We start from the raw sequence: 21282 nt of genomic DNA, 5'->3' as shown, positions 1-21282 counted from the left end.
GCTACAGCCAGCCCCGGTGCTTGAAGAGGCGGTACAGCAGCACTTCCAGGCCGGCCATCGCCAGGATCACCGCCGGGTACGACACACGCCAGTGCAGCTCCGGCATGTGGTCGAAGTTCATGCCGTAGATCCCCGCGATCATCGTGGGGATCGCCGCCATGGCCGCCCACGCGGAGATCTTCCGCATGTCGTCGTTCTGCCGCACGCTCATCTGCGCGAGATGGGCCGACAGTACGTCCGAGACCAGCCGGTCCAGGCCCTCCACCGACTCGTTCACACGTGTGAGGTGGTCGCTGACGTCCCGGAAGAAGGGCTGTGCCTTCTCGTGCACGAAGGGCACCCGGGTGCTGAAGACGCCGCCGCCCGCCAGCCGGGCCAGCGGCTGCGCCAGCGGGCCCGTGGCCCTGCGGAACTCCAGGATCTGCCGCTTGAAGGCGTAGATGCGGGACGCCGTGTGCCGCGAGCCCCCGGTGCTCGGCGAGAACACCTCCGCCTCCAGCTCCTCCAGGTCGGTGCCCAGTTCGCCGGCCACCTCCACGTAGTGGTCGACCACGGCGTCGGCGATCGAGTACAGCACTGCTGTGGGGCCGTGCCGGAGCATGTCGGGCTCCTCCTCCAGCCGGTGCCGCACGGCCGCGAGCGGTGCCTCCTCGCCGTGCCGCACCGTCACCACGAACGAGTCGCCGATGAAGACCATGACCTCCCCGGAGGTGACGATGTCGCTCTGCGCCTCGTACCCGACCGGTTTGAGGACCATGAACAGCGAGTCGTCGTACACCTCCAGCTTGGGCCGCTGATGGGCGTTCAGGGCGTCCTCGACGGCCAGCGGATGCAGCCCGAACTCCTCCGTGACCCGGTCGAACTCGTTCTCCGTCGGCTCGTACAGGCCGATCCAGACGAAGGCGTCGCGTCCGCGACGGCACTGCGCCAGGGCGTGCGAGAAGTCGGCGGGCCCCTCCGTCCGGCGCCCGTCCCGGTAGATGGCGCAGTCGACGATCACGGAGCGTATTCTCCCGCCCCGGGCCCGCCGCCGCACCCCGGCGTATGCCTACCCTTGGCCGCATGCCCACGCTGATCCTGGTCCGGCACGGACGTTCCACCGCCAACACCGAGGGGGTGCTCGCCGGCTGGACGCCCGGCATCGCTCTCGACGACCGCGGCGCCGCGCAGGCCGCCGCCCTGCCCGGGCGGCTCGCCGGGCTGCCGATCTCCGAGGTCGTCAGCAGCCCGCTGCAGCGCTGCCAGGAGACGATCCGGCCGCTCCTCGACGCCCGCCCCGAGCTGACCGCGCACACCGACGAGCGCATCGGGGAGGCCCACTACGGCGACTGGTCCGGCCGCAAGCTCGCCGAGCTCAAGGACGAGCCGCTGATGGAGGTCGTCCAGGCGCACCCGTCGGCCGCCGCGTTCCCCGGCGGCGAATCGATGCGCGCGATGCAGACCCGCGCCGCCGAAGCGGTACGAGAATGGAACGCGCGCGTGGAGCGTGACCACGGCGCCGACGCCGTCTATCTGATGTGTTCGCACGGCGACATCATCAAGTCGCTCGTCGCGGAGGCACTCGGACTTCATCTCGACCTTTTCCAGAGGATTTCCGTTGAACCGTGTTCCATCACCGCGATCCGTTACACACGTCTGAGGCCGTTTCTCGTACGGCTCGGTGACACCGGCGATTTCGCGTCGCTGGCGCCGCGCGAGGAACCCCCGGCCGACGACGCCACGGTCGGGGGCGGTGCGGGCGCACCGTGATCGTCGGGCGCAGTAGGGTGAAGCGGTCGCAGTAGCGCCGCACCAGCAGGCCGTGCGGCCATCCGGTCCGATGTCGATCCACGAATTCCAGGAGACAGGACGTGTCCCGTCAGGTGTTCCTCTACGACCCCCCGGACCGCTTCGTGGCCGGTACGGTCGGTATGCCCGGACGCCGTACGTTCTTCCTCCAGGCCACCGCCGGCCCCCGCGTGACCAGCGTGGCCCTGGAGAAGACCCAGGTCGCCGCCCTTGCCGAGCGCATGGACGAACTCCTCGACGAGGTCGTACGGCGCAGTGGCGGCAGCGCCGCCGTCCCGGCCGTGGCCTCCGCCGAGATCTCCGACACCGATCCGCTGGACACCCCCGTCGAGGAGGAGTTCCGCGTCGGCACCATGGCCCTGGCCTGGGACGGCGAGGAACAGCGCATGATCGTCGAGGCGCAGGCCCTCGTGGAGCTCGACGCCGACTCCGAGGAGGACCTCGCCGAGGCGGAGGAGCGCCTGCTCCAGGACGAGGAGAACGGGCCCCCGATGCTGCGGGTCCGGCTGACCGGCGCGCAGGCGAGAGCCTTCGCCAAGCGCGCCCTCGACGTCGTCAACGCCGGGCGGCCGCCGTGCCCGCTGTGCAGCCTCCCGCTCGACCCGGAAGGACACGTATGTCCGCGCCAGAACGGATACCGCCGCGGAGCGTGACGACCGACGAGCCGCTCGCCGATCTGCTCACCCAGGGCGAGCTCACCGTGCGCGGCCGGATCCGCGAGGCGTCCAACGCGGCGCTGTACTGCACGATCTCCCACGACGGCCGGGAAGCTGCCTGCATCTACAAGCCGGTGGCCGGCGAGCGACCCCTGTGGGACTTCCCCGACGGCAACCTCGCCCGCCGCGAGGTGGCCGCCTACGAGGTCTCCGAGGCGACCGGCTGGGGCCTCGTGCCGCCCACCGTGCTGCGGGAGGGGCCGTACGGCGAGGGGATGGTCCAGCTGTGGATCGAGGTGAGCCCCGAGGCCGAGCTGCTCGCCCTGGTCGACGGTGAGGAGCCGGAGCCGGGCTGGAAGGCGATCGGCCTCGCCGAGGTCGGCGACGGGAAGACGGCGCTGCTGGTGCACGCCGACGACGAACGGCTGCGCCGGCTCGCCGTGCTCGACGCCGTGATCAACAACGCGGACCGCAAGGGCGGCCATCTGCTGCCCACGGCCGACGGCCGGTTGTACGCGATCGACCACGGGGTGACCTTCAACACCGAGAACAAGCTCAGGACGCTGCTGTGGGGGTGGGCGGGGGAGCCGCTGGCCCCGGAGGCGGTCGACGTCCTCAAGTCCCTCCAGGAGGCCCTGGCCGCGCAAGGAGCGCTGGCCACCCGGCTGACGGGCCTGATCACGGAGGCCGAACTCGACGCCACGCGCGCGCGTGTCGCCGTACTCCTGGAGACGGGCAGGCATCCCGAGCCGAGCGGCGAGTGGCCTGCGATTCCCTGGCCGCCCGTGTAGAAGCAGACTGGCGGGTATCACGCAAGAGGGCCTTACCGGCCATCCGGCCCGGTCCGGTTCGTATACGGAACTTCCGTCCGGTTAGGCTCATGACATGCATGCCTGGCCCGCTTCCGAGGTCCCCGCCCTGCCTGGTCAGGGCCGCGACCTGAGGATCCACGACACCGCGACCGGCGGTCTGGTCTCCCTCGCCCCCGGTCCCGTCGCCCGTCTCTACGTCTGCGGCATCACGCCGTACGACGCGACCCACATGGGTCACGCGGCGACCTACAACGCGTTCGACCTCGTTCAGCGCGTGTGGCTCGACACCAAGCGGCAGGTTCAGTACGTCCAGAACGTCACGGACGTGGACGATCCGCTGCTGGAGCGGGCGCACCGTGACGGCATCGACTGGGTCGCCCTCGCCGAGCAGGAGACGGCCCTGTTCCGCGAGGACATGACCGCGCTGCGGATGCTGCCGCCGCAGCACTACGTAGGCGCGGTCGAGGCGATACCCGGCATCGTGCCGCTCGTCGAGCGGCTGCGGGACGCGGGCGCCGCCTATGAACTCGACGGAGACATCTACTTCTCCGTGGAGTCCGACCCCAACTTCGGCAAGGTCTCGGGTCTCGACGCGGCGGCCATGCGGCTGCTGTCCGCCGAGCGCGGCGGCGACCCGGACCGTCCCGGCAAGAAGAACCCCCTCGACCCGATGCTGTGGATGGCCGCCCGCGAGGGCGAGCCCAGCTGGGACGGCGCCTCGCTCGGACGCGGCCGCCCCGGCTGGCACATCGAGTGCGTCGCCATCGCCCTGGACCACCTCGGCATGGGCTTCGACGTGCAGGGCGGCGGCTCCGACCTCGCCTTCCCGCACCACGAGATGGGCGCCTCGCACGCCCAGGTGCTGACCGGCGAGTTCCCCATGGCCAAGGCGTACGTCCACGCCGGCATGGTCGCGCTGGACGGCGAGAAGATGTCCAAGTCCAAGGGCAACCTGGTCTTCGTGTCCAAGCTGCGGCGCGACGGGGTGGACCCGGCCGCGATCCGGCTGGCGCTGCTCGCCCACCACTACCGCTCCGACTGGGAGTGGACCGACCAGGTCCTCGAGGACGCCGTGGCGCGGCTCGGGCGCTGGCGCGCCGCCGTCTCCCGGCCCGACGGGCCGCCCGCCGAGGCCCTGGTCGAGGAGCTCCGCGAGGCCCTCGCGAACGACCTGGACGCCCCGGCCGCGCTCGCCGCGGTCGACCGCTGGGCCGCCCTGCAGGACGCCGACGGCGGTACGGACATCGGCGCACCCGGGGTCGTGTCGCGGGCGGTGGACGCGCTGCTGGGCGTGGCTCTGTAGTCAGCCTTGTAGTCACCGAGGCATGGAAAGGGGCGCTTCCTCCATGGAGGAAGCGCCCCTCGTGTCGTCCGGCCCGGTCAGATCCTGCGCACCTGGATGCTGCGCAGGACGTTCGGAGAGCCCGTGTCCCAGATGCCGACCACCTGGTGCCCGAAGGCGAATGCCTCCTGGACCTGGTCATGGGTCTGCGGGTTCGGGTTGGCGAGGATCCTGAACTGGCCCTGGATGCGCAGTGCGATCAGGCTGGGCTGGCCCGGCAGCGGCTGCACGACGTCGATGTAGCCGTCCGCGATGCCGGCCTGCAGCACCTGCTGCTGGACCTGCTGCTGAACGTGCTGCACGGCCATCTGCGCGATCTGGTGGAGCTGCTGCTGCACCTGCTGCTCGTGCTGCTGCTGTTGTTGCTGCTGACCGTAGCCCTGCTGCTGGCCGAGCTGCTGCAGCAACTGCTGGAAGGGCTGCTGCTGGCCGAGCTGCTGGAGCTGCTCCAGGGAGCCCGTGCCCATGCCCATGGGCTGCTGCTGCCCGAACGGCTGCTGCTGGCCGTAGCCCTGCTGCTGCCCGAACGGCTGCTGCTGGTACTGCTGGTAGGGCGACGTGCTCGGGAACTGCTGGCCCTGCTGTTGTCCCAGTTGGCTCATCTGCGGGGTGGTGCTCATACGGGTGTCACCTTCCCTTGATGGTTGGGATTCGTCAGCCCGTGACGACCAGGCCGACGATCTCGTCGTCCGAGAACCACACTCGGACGTCGGGCCGTCCCCCCGCGAAGGCGGAGTGCACCGCCTGGCGGATCTCCGGGGACGGATGGTTCAGGTTCCGCCAGGCACCGGCCACGAACAGCCTGAGCCTGGGCGGGAGTTCACGGGGGTAGGGCAGCAGCTCGTCCCAGTACCGTTCGGCCTGGCCCGAGCCGACCGCCTCCGGCAGCAGATGGGTGACCGCCGCCTTGATGTCGGGCCGGTTGCCGATCCGCTGCGAGGCGGGCCGGCCCGGCGCGTCCTGCTGCGGGGAGCCCGTGGCCCGCAGCACGGCCCGCGCACGCTCCGGGGACATCGGCGGCTGGGCGGCCGCCTTGAGCATGCCCTGCAGTGCGGCCAGGGCGCCGACCACCACCGGACAGGCGGCGGAGGTCCCGGAGAACGTGTCCGTGTACCAGGCGATCTCCTCGGGCCCGCCCTGCAGATCGCCGGGCTTGTCCCAGAAGCCGCCGGTGGTCGTCACCTCGCGGCCCCAGCCCTGGGCGTCGAGGCGGGCGCCGTAGTTGGAGAACGCGAGCCGGGAGCGGTCCGGGCCGTGGTCGCGGCCGTGCGTGCCGGGCGGCGGTGCGCCCGCGCCGACCAGGACGGCACCGGAGGACTGGTTGGAGGGATTGAACGGGTTGCGCCACCACTCGGGGAAGTCGTCCGGGCGGCGCTCGTAGACCGCGTCGTCCAGCGACTCACCGCCGTTGCCGGCCGCTTCGACGACGAGGACGCCCTTGGCGGCGGCGTACCGGATGGCCGCGTAGTCGTCCGGCCACCACTCCAGAGCGACATAGCCGCGCTGGTCGTCGCGCTCGGCGTACTCGAACCGCGGTCCGGGGCGGTGCAGTTCGACCAGCACGATGTCGCCGGGGCCGAGCCGGTCGGCCGCCGCGTGGATCGCGGCCGCCGTGCCGATGCCCTGGAAGGACGCGGCCGCGGTCACGGCCTCGGGCACGATGCCGTTGACGCCGTACTCGCCCGGGTCGCCGCCGATCACGCCGATCACGGCGGTGCCGTGGTTGCGCCAGGCGAGGTCGGTCAGCGGGGTGCCGACCACGACGCCGGCCAGCTTGGCGGCCAGGTCCTCATGGCCCAACTGCCAGGCGCCCTCGACGTCGATGACCGTCACCCCCTGACCCGAGCCACCGGGGCGCTGCCAGGCCCAGTGGGCGTCTATCCCCTCCGGCGCGGGGCGCAGATAGCCCTGCCGGCCACTGAAGTCGGGGGTGACGGGCGCACCCTCCTTCAGCCGGCCGCTCTCCTCCGCCAGGGACGCCGGTACGGCACCGGGCTTGATGTACGCCGTCTCGACGCCCGGCAGCGCGGCGATCCGCGAGCGCAGCTCCTCCGCCCGGCTCTCGCCGCCGCGCAGCCGGTAGAACATCGCGAGGTCGGGCACATGGCCGTCGCCCGGGGCCGCGGACTGCTGCAGCCGCTCCTCGCTGCCGAACAGCGGCTCCAGGACCAGCTGTTCATCGCTGAGGAACATGTTGAGAGCGGAGACGTCGGCTCCCGCCGCCGAGCGGACGCCCTCGGCCTGGGCGCGCAGCCGGGCCTCGGGACGGGCGACGACGATCAGTTCCCGCTCGGCTCCTCGATAGGTGAATCCCGCGCCGTCGGGCCCCGGCCCGGACGTTCCCGGCCCTTGCGCCGGCTGTACCTGGTCGCTCATCGGTACCGCTCCCTTCGGTCCGTGCGGGTGCGCCATCGGTGCACAACCAAGCACGGTCTCGGCGAGGCGTCCAGACCGTCTTCACCAACTTGGTTTGAAACAAGTTGAATTGGGTAGCGCGTGCAATCCGTCCTGAAACAGAGGTCACGTAGCAAACCGGCCAAAGACTGCTGAGTCGTCAGCCATGGCACGGGGCGACAGTCATGGCACGGGGCGACAAGAACGCAAAGAGGGCGATGCGCAGGCTGCGCATCGCCCTCCACCCGGTCGACCCGGCTAGTCCTCCGACGACTCCTCGTCGTCCGGACCCGGCTTCGGTGGCTTCGGCGGCTTCGTACGACCGCTGGGGTTGTCCCGCAGATAGGACGTGCTGTCGCTGCCGTCCGCGGTCGCGTGTCCGCCACTCGACGGACCTCCGCCGTCCCGGCGCCGCAGATACCGCTCGAACTCGCGGGCGATCGCCTCGCCCGACGCCTCCGGCAGCTCCGCGGTGTCCCGGGCCTCCTCCAGCGTCTGGACGTACTCGGCGACCTCGCTGTCCTCGGCGGCCAGCTGGTCCACGCCGACCTGCCAGGCGCGCGCGTCCTCAGGCAGTTCGCCCAGCGGGATGCGCACGTCGATCAGGTCCTCCAGGCGGTTGAGCAGGGCCAGCGTCGCCTTCGGGTTCGGCGGCTGCGACACGTAGTGCGGTACGGCCGCCCACAGCGACACCGCCGGCACACCGGCGTGCGTACAGGCCTCCTGGAGGACGCCGACGATGCCCGTCGGGCCCTCGTACTTCGTCTCCTCCAGGTCCATGCGCTGCGCCAGGTCCGCGTCGGACGTGGTGCCGCTGATGGGGACCGGCCGGGTGTGCGGGGTGTCGCCCAGCAGGGCGCCGAGCACCACCACCAGCTCCACACCCAGTTCGTGCGCGAAGCCCAGCAGCTCGTTGCAGAACGAGCGCCACCGCATCGACGGTTCGATACCTCGGACGAGTACGAGATCGCGCGGCTTCTCGCCGCCGACGCGGACCACCGACAACCTTGTCGTGGGCCACGTGATCTTGCGCACGCCCGCATCCATCCACACCGTGGGGCGGTTCACCTGGAAGTCGTAGTAGTCCTCGGCGTCCAGCGCCGCGAAAACCTCGCCCTTCCACTCCCTGTCCAGATGCGCGACCGCGGTGGAGGCGGCGTCGCCGGCATCGTTCCAGCCCTCGAACGCGGCCACCATGACCGGGTCGATCAGCTCGGGAACCCCCTCGAGCTCGATCACCCAGGCCTCCTTCCGACGTGCCCTCGCTTGACCACCCAACCTTACGGCGTGCGGCGGGGGCGCTCGCAGCCCCCTTGCACGGGGGAGTGAACGGATCACTGCCCCGTCCGGGGCCCTCGAACACCCATGATCGCCGTCGCGGACCCCCGTGCGGCAAGCCGCTCAGAGCGTCGAGCGAAGCCACTGCTCCACGCTCGCGATGTGCACCGTCGCCCAGGACCGCGCGGCCTCCGCGTCCCGGTCGCGCAGGGCGGCCAGGATGGCCCGGTGCTCGTGCAGGGTGCGGCTGACCGCGTCCTCCTGGGTCAGGCCGCGCCAGATGCGGGCCCGTGTGGTCGGCCCCGACAGGCCGTCCAGCAGCGAGCAGAGCACCGAGTTGCCGGAACTCTGCACGATTCCCCGGTGGAAGTCGAGGTCACAGGCGACCAGCTCCTCCACGGACGGGGTGTCCCCGAGCTTCTCCAACTGGGCCGACAGCGCGTCCAGTTGCTGCTCGCTGATCCTGGACGCGGCCAGCGCCGTGGCGGCCGGCTCCAGGATGCGGCGCACCGCCAGGAACTCCAGCACCGTGTCGTCGCGGTGGAAGTCGACGACGAAGCTCAGCGCCTCCAGCAGCAGCTGCGGATCGAGGCTGGTCACATAGGTGCCGTCACCCTGCCGCACGTCCAGGATCCGGATCAGCGACAGGGCCCGCACGGCCTCCCGCAGGGAGTTGCGGGACAGCCCCAGCTCGGCGGCCAGTTCGCTCTCCTTGGGCAGCCGGTCGCCGGGGCGCAGCGCGCCGGAGACGATCATTCCCTTGATCTTCTCGATCGCCTCGTCGGTGACTGCCATGGGCGGCCTCCCTGTCGTTCAGACCTGTCGTTCAGACATCCGATGTATCAGTCCATTATGAGGGTTCAGCAGGCTGAACGGGGCGCCGAGCGCTCAGCTCAGGGCGAGAATCTCCAGGTCGGCGAGGGCGGCGCCCTCGTCGAGAGTCCTCAGGCCACGGTCCCGCATCAGCACCCGCCCGTCCACGACGGTGTCCCGTACGTCCGCCGAGTGTGCCGCATACGCGAGCGTCGACCAGGGGTCGTGCAGCGGCCGCAGATGCGGGGCGCCCAGGTCGAGGACGATCAGGTCGGCCCGCTTGCCCCTCTCAAGGGAGCCCAGCTGGTCGGCGAGCCCCAGCGCCCGCGCCCCTTCGATCGTCGCCATGCGTACGGCCTGCTCGGCGCCGACCGCCGTGGCGTCGCCGCCCGCCTTGTGGACCAGGGCCGCCTGGCGCACCGCCCCCAGCACGTCCAGCGAGTTGGAGCTGACCGCGCCGTCGGTGCCGAGCGCGACGGTCACCCCGGCACCGAGCAGCCGGGGCACCGGCGCGATCCCGCACCCGAGTTTCAGGTTGGACACCGGGCAGTGCGCGACCGAGGCACCGGTGCGGGCCAGTGCCGCGATCTCGGGCCCGGTGAGGTCGACGGCGTGCGCGAGCAGCACGTCGGGGCCGAGGATGCCGAGGGAGTCGAGCAGTTCGACCGGCCGCTTTCCGTGGCGCACCTCGACGGTGGCGACCTCGGTGGCGTTCTCGGCGGCGTGGATGTGCAGCAGCGCCCCGAACTCCCGGGCCAGGGCCGCGATGTCGGTGAGCCGGCCGGGGGAGAGGGTGTAGGTGGAGTGCGCGAAGAGGACGGGGCGGTGGCCGGGGCGCGCCGTGCCGCGGGCCGCGAGGTCGCGGCGGGCCCAGGAGAGCCGGTCCTCGTGGGCGATGCCGTCGGCCGGGTCCGGTACGTCCATGAAGGTGGGGCCGGAGTGCAGGCGCCAGCCCGCCTCCCGGGCCGCCTGCTCGGCCGCCTCGTGGAACCAGTACATGTCGAGCGCTGAGGTGACCCCGGCCCGTATGCTCTCGGCGACGGCCAGCCGCACCGCCGCCGCCACGTTCTTCGGCGTCAGCAGCTCGGCCTCCCACTTGACCACCCGCTCCAGGAATCCCTGCAGGGTGACGTCGTCGGCGCGGCCGCGCAGCAGGGTCATCGCGAGATGGGTGTGGGTGTTGATCAGGCCGGGCAGGACGAGACAGCCCCGCGCGTCAACGGACTCCTGCGCTGTGAACCGCGTACACAGCTCGTCGGCGGGTCCCACGGCGACGATCTCGCCCTCGTGGACGACGACCGCGCCACTGTGTACGACGGTTCCGGCCTCGTCCATGGTCAGGACGTCACCGCCGTGAACCAACACATCGATGTTCACAGCCTGTTCGCTGTTCACAGACCGCTCTCCTCGGCCAGCAGCCGCAGCGCCTCCAGCGACACCACCGCACCCCGCTCGACGCCCGCCGCGACGACCTCCCGATGCGGGTCGTAGACGCTGGTGCCCTCCTCGTCGACCAGCTCGTCCGCGTTCGCTCCGTCGACGACCAGCACACCGCCCGCGACAAGCCCCCGCAGCGAGGCCGTCACCAGCAGCGCCGACAGCTCCATCTCGATGGCGGCGAGCCCTGCACCCTCGTAGGAGAAGAGGGGGATGAGCCCCGGCTGGAAGGCGGCCCGCGTCCACACGATCCCCCGGTGGTGCGGGGCGCCCGCCTCGCCTGCCGCACGCTGCAGCGCCAGCACTGCCTCGGGGGAGGAGACCGCCGGGTACTCCGGCGGCAGCAGCTGCTGCGTGACCCCGTCGTCCCGTACGGCCGCCTCCGCGATGACCAGGTCGCCGTCACCGATGCCGGGCTTCATCGCGCCCGCCGTACCGAACCGCAACAGCACCCGCACGCCCGCGTCCGCGAGCTCCTGGAACAGCAGGATCGCGCCGGGTGCGCCCACCCCGTGCGAGGCGACGACCACCGGCAGTCCCTTCCAACTCCCGCTGAACACCCGGTATTCGCGGTGGTACGACACCTCTTCGGCGCCGTCGAGCAGCGCGGCCACGGCGGCCGCGCGCGCCGGGTCGCCGACGACGACCGCGTGGGCCGGCAGCCCCGTGCGCGGGATGCGGGTGACGGGCATCAGGTCCTGCGTCATGAAGCGGCTCCGGAGGAGGGACGGGTACGGCGACGGCGGGCCGTCGTGAGGAAGAGGGCGCCGAGTGTGACGACGTACGGCGCGGCGTCGGTGGCCTGCTGTGGCAGGCCGAGGCCCTGGAGCCGGAAGCCGGCCGCCTCGGCGAGACCGAACAGTAGCGCGGCGAGCAGCAGGCCGACGGGTGCGGCCCGCCCGAGCATGACCGCCACCACCGCGATCCAGCCGCGGCCCGCCGTCATGTTCTCGGAGAACAACGTGACATTCCCGAGGGCGAGTTGAGCGCCGGCGAGACCGCACAGCACACCCGAGACCAGCACTGCCGCGTACTTGTACCCGGCCGGGCTCACCCCGAGCGTCGCCGCCGCGTCCGGTGCCTCGCCGACTCCGCGCAGCCTCAGCCCCCACGCACGCCGCGACAGCATGACGGCGGCCACCGCCACCGCCACCCACGCCAGACACGCGAGCGGCGTGAGTCCGCCGACGAGTGGCAGCCCGGCCAGCGAGGGGTCGTCGAAGGTGCCCTGCACGCCGAAGACCGTACGCAGGAGGAAGCTGGTCAGGCCGACCGCCAGGAGATTCATGGCGATGCCCGGCACCACCGCGTCCCCGCGGAGGGTCACGGCTCCCACCGCGAGGATCAGCGAGTACGCGGCGGACGCGAGCGCCGCCGCGAGCACGCCGATCACTGTTCATGCCCCCATGAAAACACCCGCTACTGACAACGGCGGACGCACGCGAAAAGGGCGGCTCCGTCGGCGCGGAGTCGCCCTTCTCGCGGATCCGGCCCCTAGGGGAGAGGGACCGGTCCCCGATCGTGCCGGCCCTGGTGAGGGAAGGGGCCGACGCGAGGTCACTTCTTGTCGAGCAGGTCCTGGACCTTGGCGCGGACCTCGTCCGTGGCCAGGCCCCGGATCGTCAGCGTCGTACGACGGCGCAGCACGTCGTCCGCCGTCTCGGCCCACTCGTTGTCCCGGGCGTACACCACCTGCGCCCAGATCTCCGGAGCGTCGGGGTGGACACGCTCGCCCAGCTCCGGGTTCTCGTTGGCGAGACGGGCGATGTCGAAGGACAGCGAACCGTAGTGCGTGGCCAGGTGCTTGGCGGTGTCGGCGGCCATCCGCGGACCGGGCGCCGGGTTGTCCACCAGCAGTCGGTGGGCGACCGCACGCGGGTTGGCGACACCCGGCAGCGGCAGCTTCTTCGGCAGCGAGGAGATGGGCTCGAAGTCGTCACCCAGCGGAGCGCCCGGCAGCGCCTCCAGCTTCTGCATCACCGTACGGCCGATGTGCCGGAAGGTGGTCCACTTGCCGCCCGCGACGGACAGCATCCCTCCCCGGCCTTCCGTCACGACGGTCTCGCGCTTGGCCTTCGCCGTGTCGCCGGGGCCGCCGGGCAGCACCCGCAGACCGGCGAAGGAGTACGTGATCAGGTCACGGCTGAGCTGCTGGTCCCGGACGGAGAACGCGGCCTCGTCCAGGATCTGGGATATGTCCTTCTCGGTGACCGAGACATCCGCCGGGTCGCCCTCGAACTCCTCGTCGGTCGTGCCGAGAAGCAGCATGTCCTCCCAGGGGAGGGCGAAGGTGATGCGGTACTTGTCGATGGGGGTGGCGAGCGCGGCCTTCCACGGGGAGGTCCGCTTCAGGACCAGGTGCGCGCCCTTCGACAGCCGGATCGAAGGTGCGGCCTTCGGGTCCTCCATACGGCGCAGGTGATCGACCCACGGGCCGGTCGCGTTCAGCACCAGACGGGCGTTGACGCCGAACTCGTCACCCGTCGTACGGTCCTTGAGGTCCGCGCCGGTCACCCGGCCCTTGGTGAACCGGAGGCCGGTCACCTCGGCGTGGTTCAGGACGACCGCGCCCGCCTCGACGGCCGCGCGGACCGTCATCAGCGCCATGCGCGCGTCGTTCATCTGGTCGTCGCCGTAGACGGCGACGGCCTTGAGGTTCTCGGTGCGCAGCTCGGGCACGTCCTGCGCCGCCTTCGCGGGGGACAGGAGGTGGCCGACGCCGTCACCGAACGCGGAGAGCGCGGAGTAGGCGAAGACGCCCGCCCCGAGCTTCGCAGCGCCGTGCGGCCCGCCCTTGTACACGGGGAGGTAGAACGTGAGCGGGTTCGCCAGGTGGGGGGCCACCTGACGAGAGACCGCACGGCGCTCGAAGTGGTTCTCCGCCACCAGCTTCACCGCGCCGGTCTGCAGATAGCGCAGACCGCCGTGGAGCAGCTTGGAGGAGGCGGAAGAGGTGGCGCCGGCGAAGTCGCCGGCGTCGACCAGCGCCACCCTGAGGCCGGACTGCGCGGCGTGCCAGGCGGTGGAGATGCCCAGGATGCCGCCGCCGATCACGAGGAGGTCGTACGACGCCTTGGCGAGCTGCTCCCGGGTCTCGGCGCGGCTCGGGTTGGAGCCGGAGGCCGGGCGCGTACCCAGGGCAGGCACGGACTGCAGGGTGGACTGACTGGTCATTTCGGGTTCTTACTCCTCATCAGAGCTTTCGAGGGACTTGGCAGAGCCCTCGTCAGCTCTCTTCGTCCTCGAGCCAGCCCATCGTCCGCTCGACGGCCTTGAGCCAGCTCTTGTACTCACGGTCGCGGGTCTCCGCGTCCATGCGGGGGGTCCACTCGGCGGCCCGGCGCCAGTTGGCACGCAGGTCGTCGGTGCTGGTCCAGAAGCCGACGGCGAGACCGGCGGCGTAGGCGGCACCGAGGCAGGTCGTCTCGGCGACCATCGGGCGCACCACCGGCGCGTCCAGGAAGTCCGAGAGGGTCTGCATCAGCAGGTTGTTGGAGGTCATGCCGCCGTCGACCTTGAGGGCCGCGAGCTCGACGCCGGAGTCCTTGGTCATGGCGTCCGTGATCTCACGGGTCTGCCAGGCGGTGGCCTCCAGGACGGCGCGCGCGAGGTGCGCCTTGGTGACGTACCGGGTCAGGCCGGCGATCACACCGCGGGCGTCGGAGCGCCAGTACGGGGCGAACAGACCGGAGAAGGCCGGCACGAAGTAGGCGCCGCCGTTGTCCTCGACCGAGAGCGCGAGCGTCTCGATCTCGGCGGCGGTGGAGATCAGGCCCATCTGGTCACGCATCCACTGCACCAGCGAACCGGTGACGGCGATGGAGCCCTCGAGGGCGTAGACCGGCTTCTCGTCGCCGATGCGGTAGCCGACGGTGGTCAGCAGGCCGCTGTACGAGTTGATGATCTTCTCGCCGGTGTTCAGCAGCATGAAGGTGCCGGTGCCGTATGTCGACTTGGCCTCGCCCTCCGCGAAGCAGGTCTGGCCGAACAGGGCCGCCTGCTGGTCGCCGAGCGCGGAGGCGACCGGGATGCCGCCGAGCAGGTCGCCCAGCTTGCCGCCCTTGATCTCGCCGTAGACCTCGGCGGAGGAGCGGATCTCCGGCAGCATCGCCAGCGGGACGCCGATGGACTCGGCGATCTTCTCGTCCCACTCCAGCGTGTGCAGGTTCATCAGCATGGTGCGGGAGGCGTTGGTGACGTCGGTGTAGTGCTTGCCGCCGTCGACACCACCGGTCAGGTTCCAGATGACCCAGGTGTCCATGGTGCCGAAGAGGATGTCACCGCGCTCGGCGCGCTCGCGCAGGCCGTCGACGTTGTCGAGCAGCCAGCGGGCCTTGGGGCCGGCGAAGTACGAGGCCAGCGGGAGGCCGGTCTCGCGGCGGAAACGGTCCTGCCCGACGTTGCGCCCGAGCTCCTTGCACAGGGCGTCGGTGCGGGTGTCCTGCCAGACGATGGCGTTGTGGACGGGCTCACCGGTGTTCTTGTCCCAGAGCAGCGTGGTCTCGCGCTGGTTGGTGATGCCGATGGCCTTGATGTCGTCACGGGTGATGCCGGCCTTCTGGATGGCTCCGGCGACGACTTCCTGGACGTTGGTCCAGATCTCGTTGGCGTTGTGCTCGACCCAGCCCGGCTTCGGGAAGATCTGCTCGTGCTCCTTCTGGTCCACGGAGACGATACGTCCGTCGCGGTCGAAGACGATGCAGCGGGAAGAGGTGGTGCCCTGGTCGATCGCGGCGATGAAGGGGCCGGCGGTGTGGGCGTCGGTCACGGTGTGCTCCTGAAGTTCCGTGGATAGGGGCTGTCTGTACGGCGCGGTGCTGTTCAAGTGCGGTGAAGGCCGGTGCTCTTAAGCAAAAGCGACGTTGTAGATGCCTGCAGCGATCGCGGCGCCGATCAGGGGACCGACGACCGGGACCCAGGCGTAGCCCCAGTCGGAGCCGCCCTTGTTGGGCAGGGGCAGGAGGGCGTGCACGATGCGCGGACCGAGGTCACGGGCCGGGTTGATCGCGTAGCCGGTCGGACCGCCGAGGGACAGACCGATGGAGACGACGACGAGCGAGGTGATCAGGGCACCCAGGACGCCCAGGCCCTTGCCGCTGTCGTTGAGGCCCTGCGTGAGGACGGCGAGCACCAGCACGATGGTGCCGATGACCTCCGTGGCGACGTTCTGCCAGGCGACCCGGACCTCGGGGCCGGTGGAGAAGATGCCCAGGACCGGGCCGGCGCCCTTCTCCTGGGCCTCGACGGCCTTGGCCGCCGTGGCCTGCGCACCCGGACCGCCGACGATCTCCTTGTCGGTGAGGTGCGCGTGGAACTGACCGTAGTAGGCGACCCAGACCAGGGCCGCGCCGATCGCGGCGCCGAGCAGCTGCCCGCCCCAGTAGACCGGGACGTCGCTCCAGTCGATGCCGTCCTTCTTGAGCGCGAGCGCGAGCGTCACGGCCGGGTTGAGGTGGGCGCCGGAGAGCGGCGCCGAGGTGTAGACCGCCGTGAGTACCGCGAAGCCCCACCCGAAGGTGATGGCCAGCCAGCCGGCGTTACGGGCCTTGGAGGCCTTCAGCGTCACGGCGGCGCAGACGCCGCCGCCGAGCAGGATGAGTATGGCGGTACCGATGGTCTCGCCGATGAAGATGTCGGAGCTGGACACCCGCGACTCCTTTGTCCTTCGTCCAGGGGACCGAACCCCGGGTCCCTCCGGGAGTTCGAGCTGCCCTCGGGGGTGAGAGCGAATACCGGCCCTTGGCGTTGTCACACTCTAGCGCGTATTGCCGGTAGGTGTTCGACAATGCCGACCGATGGACGGGAGTCTTGCTCCGGCGTCAGCTGTCCGTCAAGGGCCTGTGTTGGCGAAAACGCGATCGTTATCGATTGCTGTGAGCTGTCGATCTTGCAGGTCAGGTGCGTACGGACGGGTAACAAGCACCCCTCGTACCGACCGGGCGGTCTGCCGGACCCTGCCCGGGCATGACGAAGGCCGGGACACCACCCGGCGTCCCGGCCCGCTCCCGTGTCCCGCTGCGCCGCTCAGAACCGCCCGGCGCCCAGGTCCCGGGACACCGCACGGGCGCAGTCCCGCACCGCGGCGATCAGCTCCGGGCGCAGCTCGCCGTCCCGGCACAACCGCTCCACCGCACCGGTGATGCCCACCGCGCCCACCGGCATCCGCCGCCGGTCGTGGATGGGCGCGGCCACCGACGCGACGCCCTCCCAGGTCTCCTCGACGTCGGCCGCGTAGCCCCGCGCCCGCGAGAGGTCGAGGATGTGCTCGAAGTCCTCCTGCTCGCACACGGTCCGGTCGGTGAAGGGCTTGCGGTCGGCCTCGATGGCCTCGCTGTGCGCGACCGGGTCGTACGCCGACAGGACCTTGCCCAGGGCCGTGGAATGAAGGGGCTGCATGGCCCCTATCTCCAGCACTTGACGGCTGTCGTCGGGCCGGAAGACGTGGTGCACGATCAGTACGCCCTGCTGGTGCAGGACACCGAGATACACGCTCTCCCCGCTGGACCGGGCCAGGTCGTCCGTCCACACCAGGGCGCGCGCCCGCAGCTCGTGCACGTCGAGATAGGTGGTGCCCAGGCGCAGCAGTTCGGCGCCCAGCTGGTAGCGCCCGGAGGCGTCGTCCTGCTCGACGAAACCCTCCTGCTGGAGGGTGCGCAGAATCCCGTGGGCGGTGCCCTTGGCGAGGCCCAGTGACGAGGCGATGTCCGAGAGGCCGAGCCGCCGCTCGCCGCCCGCGAGCAGCCGCAGCATCGCGGCCGCCCGTTCGAGCGACTGGATGTTCCGTGCCATCGCCGTACTGCCTCCGTCCCCTTCGACCGTCGACGTAGCGACGTCGCTGCCGCTGTTCGGCAATGTCGAACACTACCGGTCGATGTCGACCTCCCGCTAATGGTCGGTCCGTATCCGTCGGGTTCTGTTGTGTCACTGGTATCCCGTCAGTGACCTGCCCGTCATCCTCGTCCGTCCCGTGGACGCCCCTGACCATCCCCGGCCGACCACGGTTACCCTGGCGAGGTGCGCCTGCCGGGGCCCATCCCGGACAGACGCAAAGCCGACAGCCGTCGCACCTAAGGGAGCCCCTTCATGGCCTCGTCGCCACTGACCCCTTCCGCCGACAGCCGGACCCGTGTGTCCGCGCTCCGTGAGGCGCTCGCCACCCGAGTGGTGGTCGCCGACGGAGCGATGGGCACCATGCTGCAGGCGCAGGACCCCACGCTGGACGACTTCCAGCAGCTGGAGGGCTGCAACGAGGTCCTCAACGTCACCCGCCCCGACATCGTCCGCTCGGTGCACTCCGCGTACTTCGACGCGGGCGTGGACTGCGTGGAGACCAACACCTTCGGCGCGAACCTCACCGCGCTCGGCGAGTACGACATCCCCGAGCGCGTCGCCGAGCTGTCCGAGGCCGGCGCCCGCATCGCCCGCGAGACGGCGGACGAGTACGCCGCCCGCGACGGCCGGCAGCGCTGGGTGCTCGGATCGATGGGCCCCGGCACCAAGCTGCCCACCCTCGGCCACACCACGTTCAACGCCATCCGCGACGCCTACCAGCAGAACGCCGAGGGCCTGCTCGCCGGCGGCGCGGACGCCCTCCTCGTCGAGACCACCCAGGACCTGCTCCAGACCAAGGCATCCGTCCTGGCCGCCCGCCGGGCGATGGAGACCGCCGGGTACCAGGTTCCGCTGATCGTGTCGGTGACGGTGGAGACGACCGGCACCATGCTGCTCGGCTCGGAGATCGGTGCCGCGCTGACCGCGCTGGAGCCGCTGGGCATCGACATGATCGGCCTGAACTGCGCGACCGGCCCCGCCGAGATGAGCGAGCACCTGCGCTACCTGGCCCGCCACTCGCGCATCCAGCTGTCCTGCATGCCCAACGCGGGCCTCCCGGTCCTCGGCAAGGACGGCGCCCACTACCCCCTCACGGCGCCGGAACTCGCCGACGCCCAGGAGACCTTCGTCCGGGAGTACGGCCTGTCCCTGGTCGGCGGCTGCTGCGGCACCACCCCCGAGCATCTGCGGCAGGTCGTCGAGCGGGTCCGTGGACTCGCCCCCACTGAGCGCAACCCGCAGCCCGAGCCGGGCGCGGCCTCCCTCTACCAGAGCGTGCCGTTCCGTCAGGACACCTCGTACCTGGCGATCGGTGAGCGCACCAACGCCAACGGCTCCAAGAAGTTCCGTGAGGCCATGCTGGCGGGCCGCTGGGACGACTGTGTGGAGATGGCCCGCGACCAGATCCGCGAGGGCGCCCACATGCTGGACCTGTGCGTGGACTACGTGGGCCGGGACGGCGTCGCGGACATGCAGGAGCTGGCCGGCCGCTTCGCCACCGCCTCCACCCTGCCGATCGTGCTGGACTCCACCGAGGTCGACGTCATCCAGGCGGGCCTGGAGAAGCTCGGCGGGCGCGCGGTCATCAACTCCGTCAACTACGAGGACGGTGACGGCCCCGAGTCCCGCTTCGCGAAGGTCACCCAGCTGGCCCGCGAGCACGGGGCCGCGCTGATCGCGCTGACCATCGACGAGGAGGGCCAGGCCCGTACTCCGGAGAAGAAGGTCGAGATCGCCGAGCGGCTGATCGCGGACCTGACGGGCAACTGGGGCATCCACGAGTCGGACATCCTCATCGACACCCTGACCTTCACCATCTGCACCGGTCAGGAGGAGTCCCGCAAGGACGGTATCGCCACCATCGAGGCGATCCGCGAGCTCAAGCGCCGCCACCCGGACGTGCAGACCACGCTGGGCCTGTCGAACATCTCCTTCGGCCTCAACCCGGCCGCGCGCATCCTGCTCAACTCCGTCTTCCTGGACGAGTGCGTCAAGGCGGGCCTGGACTCGGCGATCGTGCACGCCTCGAAGATCCTGCCGATCGCCCGGTTCTCCGAGGAGGAGGTGCAGACGGCCCTCGACCTCATCCACGACCGTCGCGCCGAGGGCTACGACCCGCTGCAGAAGCTGATGGCGCTGTTCGAGGGCGCCACCGCGAAGTCCCTGAAGGCGGGCAAGGCCGAGGAACTGGCCGCGCTGCCGCTGGAGGAGCGCCTCAAGCGGCGCATCATCGACGGCGAGCGCAACGGCCTGGAGACAGACCTCGACGAGGCCCTCCAGGAGCGCCCGGCCCTGGACATCGTCAACGAGACGCTGCTGGACGGCATGAAGGTCGTCGGTGAGCTGTTCGGGTCCGGTCAGATGCAGCTGCCGTTCGTGCTGCAGTCCGCGGAGGTCATGAAGGCGGCCGTCGCCCATCTCGAGCCGCACATGGAGAAGTCGGACGCGGAGGGCAAGGGCACCATCGTGCTGGCCACCGTGCGCGGCGACGTGCACGACATCGGCAAGAACCTCGTCGACATCATCCTGTCCAACAACGGCTACAACGTGGTCAACCTCGGCATCAAGCAGCCGGTCTCCGCGATCCTGGAGGCCGCCGCCGAGCACAAGGCCGACGTCATCGGGATGTCCGGGCTCCTGGTCAAGTCCACGGTGATCATGAAGGAGAACCTGGAGGAGCTCAACCAGCGCGGCCTGGCGGCGGACTTCCCGGTCATCCTCGGCGGTGCGGCCCTCACCCGCGCCTATGTCGAGCAGGACCTGCACGAGATCTACCAGGGCGAGGTCCGCTACGCCCGCGACGCCTTCGAGGGCCTGCGCCTGATGGACGCGCTGATCGGCGTCAAGCGCGGCGTGCCCGGCGCGAAGCTGCCCGAGCTCAAGCAGCGACGGGTCCGCGCCACCGCCGCCGTCGAGGTCGAGGAGCGGCCCGAGGAGGGCCACGTCCGCTCGGATGTCGCCACCGACAACCCCGTCCCCACCCCGCCGTTCTGGGGCACCCGCGTCATCAAGGGCATCCAGCTCAAGGAGTACGCGAGCTGGCTGGACGAGGGCGCCCTGTTCAAGGGCCAGTGGGGCCTCAAGCAGGCCCGCACCGGTGAGGGACCGACGTACGAGGAACTCGTCGAGACCGACGGCCGGCCGCGGCTGCGCGGTCTGCTGGACCGGCTGCAGACCGAAAACCTGCTGGAAGCAGCCGTGGTCTACGGCTACTTCCCGTGCGTCTCCAAGGACGACGACCTGATCATCCTGGACGAGCAGGGCAACGAGCGCACCCGCTTCACCTTCCCGCGCCAGCGTCGCGGCCGCCGGCTGTGCCTGGCGGACTTCTTCCGCCCGGAGGAGGCGGGGGAGACCGACGTCGTCGGCCTGCAGGTCGTCACCGTCGGCTCGCGGATCGGTGAGGAGACGGCCCGCATGTTCGAGGCCAACGCCTACCGCGACTACCTCGAACTGCACGGCCTGTCGGTGCAGCTGGCGGAGGCGCTCGCCGAGTACTGGCACGCGCGGGTGCGTTCGGAGCTGGGCTTCGCGGGCGAGGACCCGAGCCAGATGGAGGACATGTTCGCCCTGAAGTACCGGGGCGCCCGCTTCTCCCTCGGCTACGGTGCCTGCCCCGACCTGGAGGACCGCGCCAAGATCGCCGACCTGCTCCAGCCGGAGCGCATCGGCGTCCACCTCTCCGAGGAGTTCCAGCTCCACCCGGAGCAGTCCACCGACGCGATCGTGATCCACCACCCTGAGGCGAAATACTTCAACGCCCGCTGAGAAACGCGTCGGAAAGGCCACCGAAACGGCCTGCCCGACGGCACATCGGCGCACGTCACAGCGGCCCCCGGCGGTATACACGGTGTGCCCAGGACCACGCCGGATAAACGAGGCGCTTCGGCCGCGACAGTCGTACACTGGTCGGTCCACTGCAGGCCGGTTC

General features: G+C 70.7%; 16 protein-coding genes and 1 pseudogene. 5 read left to right on the top strand and 12 right to left on the bottom strand.

Annotated features, from left to right (window positions below; translation table 11 throughout):
• Position 1 precedes the first annotated feature (1 nt).
• Positions 2 to 1000, bottom strand: a complete 999-nt coding sequence (corA, locus tag ACIBW9_RS29015) for a magnesium/cobalt transporter CorA (RefSeq protein ID WP_398959982.1) — start codon at positions 998 to 1000, stop codon at positions 2 to 4.
• Positions 1001 to 1062: 62 nt separating this feature from the next.
• Here corA and ACIBW9_RS29010 point away from each other — a divergent pair, with 62 nt between their 5' ends.
• From ACIBW9_RS29010 to mshC, 4 genes are all read left to right on the top strand, one after another.
• A complete protein-coding gene (locus tag ACIBW9_RS29010; protein WP_398959980.1) occupies positions 1063 to 1749 on the top strand; it encodes a histidine phosphatase family protein in 687 nt (228 codons plus the stop codon).
• A gap of 101 nt (positions 1750 to 1850) precedes the next feature.
• Positions 1851 to 2441, top strand: coding sequence for a DUF3090 domain-containing protein (locus ACIBW9_RS29005; protein WP_389075517.1), 591 nt, complete (start codon positions 1851 to 1853; stop codon positions 2439 to 2441).
• On the top strand, positions 2405 to 3235 hold the full coding sequence (locus ACIBW9_RS29000) for an SCO1664 family protein (protein WP_398959978.1): 831 nt from the start codon (positions 2405 to 2407) through the stop codon (positions 3233 to 3235). Before ACIBW9_RS29005 ends, ACIBW9_RS29000 begins: the two co-directional genes overlap by 37 nt.
• Before the next feature lie 94 nt (positions 3236 to 3329).
• On the top strand, positions 3330 to 4559 hold the full coding sequence (gene mshC, locus ACIBW9_RS28995; protein ID WP_398959976.1) for a cysteine--1-D-myo-inosityl 2-amino-2-deoxy-alpha-D-glucopyranoside ligase: 1230 nt from the start codon (positions 3330 to 3332) through the stop codon (positions 4557 to 4559).
• 77 nt (positions 4560 to 4636) lie between these two features.
• On the opposite strand, the gene ACIBW9_RS28990 is transcribed toward mshC, so the two are convergent.
• The 11 genes and pseudogenes from ACIBW9_RS28990 to ACIBW9_RS28940 all read right to left on the bottom strand — a co-directional run bounded on the left by ACIBW9_RS28990 (position 4637) and on the right by ACIBW9_RS28940 (position 17309).
• Complete coding sequence (locus ACIBW9_RS28990) at positions 4637 to 5218, bottom strand: hypothetical protein (protein WP_398959974.1); 582 nt, start codon at positions 5216 to 5218, stop codon at positions 4637 to 4639.
• A gap of 34 nt (positions 5219 to 5252) precedes the next feature.
• The gene (locus tag ACIBW9_RS28985; protein WP_398959972.1) at positions 5253 to 6974 is read right to left on the bottom strand and encodes a S8 family peptidase; all 1722 of its coding nucleotides are present in this window, start codon (positions 6972 to 6974) and stop codon (positions 5253 to 5255) included.
• A gap of 276 nt (positions 6975 to 7250) precedes the next feature.
• Positions 7251 to 8231: a PAC2 family protein gene (locus tag ACIBW9_RS28980; RefSeq protein WP_398959970.1), complete on the bottom strand. Its 981-nt coding sequence runs from the start codon at positions 8229 to 8231 to the stop codon at positions 7251 to 7253.
• A gap of 162 nt (positions 8232 to 8393) precedes the next feature.
• Positions 8394 to 9065, bottom strand: a complete 672-nt coding sequence (locus ACIBW9_RS28975; RefSeq protein ID WP_398959968.1) for a FadR/GntR family transcriptional regulator — start codon at positions 9063 to 9065, stop codon at positions 8394 to 8396.
• Between the two features lie 93 nt (positions 9066 to 9158).
• Positions 9159 to 10460 carry an amidohydrolase gene (locus ACIBW9_RS28970; RefSeq protein ID WP_398960162.1) on the bottom strand — a complete coding sequence of 434 codons (1302 nt, stop codon included), beginning with the start codon at positions 10458 to 10460 and terminating at the stop codon, positions 9159 to 9161.
• Between the two features lie 14 nt (positions 10461 to 10474).
• On the bottom strand, positions 10475 to 11227 hold the full coding sequence (locus tag ACIBW9_RS28965) for a nucleoside phosphorylase (RefSeq protein ID WP_398959966.1): 753 nt from the start codon (positions 11225 to 11227) through the stop codon (positions 10475 to 10477).
• A pseudogene (locus ACIBW9_RS28960) lies at positions 11224 to 11910 on the bottom strand (ABC transporter permease); the annotation flags it as partial. The pseudogene ACIBW9_RS28960 and the gene ACIBW9_RS28965, both read right to left, overlap by 4 nt.
• Positions 11911 to 12077: 167 nt before the next feature.
• A complete protein-coding gene (locus ACIBW9_RS28955) occupies positions 12078 to 13694 on the bottom strand; it encodes an FAD-dependent oxidoreductase (protein WP_398959964.1) in 1617 nt (538 codons plus the stop codon).
• Positions 13695 to 13746: 52 nt separating this feature from the next.
• Positions 13747 to 15288, bottom strand: a complete 1542-nt coding sequence (gene glpK / locus ACIBW9_RS28950; RefSeq protein ID WP_398959962.1) for a glycerol kinase GlpK — start codon at positions 15286 to 15288, stop codon at positions 13747 to 13749.
• A 78-nt stretch (positions 15289 to 15366) separates the two neighbouring features.
• Entirely contained in the window at positions 15367 to 16167 is an 801-nt protein-coding gene (locus tag ACIBW9_RS28945) for an MIP/aquaporin family protein (protein ID WP_351466163.1), read from the bottom strand.
• Positions 16168 to 16544: 377 nt separating this feature from the next.
• Positions 16545 to 17309, bottom strand: coding sequence for an IclR family transcriptional regulator (locus ACIBW9_RS28940; protein ID WP_099927649.1), 765 nt, complete (start codon positions 17307 to 17309; stop codon positions 16545 to 16547).
• Between the two features lie 294 nt (positions 17310 to 17603).
• Between ACIBW9_RS28940 and metH the strand changes: the two genes are divergently transcribed.
• Positions 17604 to 21119 (top strand): methionine synthase, encoded by a 3516-nt coding sequence (metH, locus tag ACIBW9_RS28935; RefSeq protein ID WP_398959959.1) that lies wholly within the window; start codon positions 17604 to 17606, stop codon positions 21117 to 21119.
• Positions 21120 to 21282: the final 163 nt, after the last annotated feature.

The organism is Streptomyces sp. NPDC049541, from assembly GCF_044465725.1.
Classification (GTDB): Bacteria; Actinomycetota; Actinomycetes; order Streptomycetales; family Streptomycetaceae; genus Streptomyces.
The sequence above is the reverse complement of the archived record's forward strand: the minus strand, read 5'-3'. Positions and strand labels throughout refer to the sequence as shown.

Excerpts from the sequence above, each read along its gene's own strand:
- ACIBW9_RS28990 (WP_398959974.1), bottom strand. The coding sequence starts at position 5,218 with ATGAGCACCACCCCGCAGATGAGCCAACTGGGACAACAGCAGGGCCAG.
- ACIBW9_RS28985 (WP_398959972.1), bottom strand. The coding sequence starts at position 6,974 with ATGAGCGACCAGGTACAGCCGGCGCAAGGGCCGGGAACGTCCGGGCCG.
- metH (WP_398959959.1), top strand. The coding sequence starts at position 17,604 with ATGGCCTCGTCGCCACTGACCCCTTCCGCCGACAGCCGGACCCGTGTG.
- ACIBW9_RS29010 (WP_398959980.1), top strand. The coding sequence starts at position 1,063 with ATGCCCACGCTGATCCTGGTCCGGCACGGACGTTCCACCGCCAACACC.
- ACIBW9_RS28940 (WP_099927649.1), bottom strand. The coding sequence starts at position 17,309 with ATGGCACGGAACATCCAGTCGCTCGAACGGGCGGCCGCGATGCTGCGG.
- ACIBW9_RS28975 (WP_398959968.1), bottom strand. The coding sequence starts at position 9,065 with ATGGCAGTCACCGACGAGGCGATCGAGAAGATCAAGGGAATGATCGTC.
- ACIBW9_RS28965 (WP_398959966.1), bottom strand. The coding sequence starts at position 11,227 with ATGACGCAGGACCTGATGCCCGTCACCCGCATCCCGCGCACGGGGCTG.
- ACIBW9_RS29000 (WP_398959978.1), top strand. The coding sequence starts at position 2,405 with ATGTCCGCGCCAGAACGGATACCGCCGCGGAGCGTGACGACCGACGAG.
- mshC (WP_398959976.1), top strand. The coding sequence starts at position 3,330 with ATGCATGCCTGGCCCGCTTCCGAGGTCCCCGCCCTGCCTGGTCAGGGC.
- ACIBW9_RS28955 (WP_398959964.1), bottom strand. The coding sequence starts at position 13,694 with ATGACCAGTCAGTCCACCCTGCAGTCCGTGCCTGCCCTGGGTACGCGC.